This window comes from Streptomyces chisholmiae, assembly GCF_031845445.1.
Classification (GTDB): domain Bacteria; phylum Actinomycetota; class Actinomycetes; order Streptomycetales; family Streptomycetaceae; genus Streptomyces; species Streptomyces chisholmiae.
The window spans coordinates 1-559 of the sequence record NZ_JAVREO010000080.1 but is presented as its reverse complement, the minus strand read 5'-3'; the positions used below and the strand labels follow the sequence as shown (position 1 = coordinate 559).

Genomic DNA, 559 nt, shown 5'->3' with positions numbered 1-559 from the left:
AGCTGGTGGAGAAGATGCTGGCCTCCGGCGCGGCATATGTGGTCGACGACGCCGAATATCCCGACGTGTACTACCGCGCCGACGCCACGGTCCAGTTCGGCTACGAGTCGGGCTATGACCGCGAGACCATGCTGCGGCTGTTCGGCGAGCGAGGCGGTGACCCGGACCGTGCCGGCAAGGGCGACGAACTCGATGCCCTGCTGTGGCGGGCTCAGCGTCCCGGTGAGCCCAGCTGGCCCTCGCCCTTCGGCGCGGGCCGGCCCGGCTGGGACGTCGAGTGCTCGGCCATCGCGCTCACCCGCATCGGCTCGGGCCTGGACATCCAGGGCGGCGGCAGCGATCTGATCTTCCCGCACCACGAGTTCTCCGCCGCGCATGCCGAATCCGTCACGGGGGAGCGGCGTTTCGCCCGCCACTACGTGCACGCCGGCATGATCGGCTGGGACGGGCACAAGATGAGCAAGAGCCGCGGCAACCTGGTGCTGGTCTCGCGTCTGCGCGCCGACGGTGTCGACCCGTCCGCGCTCCGGCTCGGGCTGTTCGCGGGCCACTACCGGTC

At 70.7% G+C, this 559-nt stretch carries 1 pseudogene; it reads left to right on the top strand.

Annotated elements, in window-relative coordinates:
• Positions 1–14: 14 nt before the first annotated feature.
• Positions 15–559, top strand: a pseudogene (locus RM844_RS32145) (cysteine--1-D-myo-inosityl 2-amino-2-deoxy-alpha-D-glucopyranoside ligase); the annotation flags it as partial.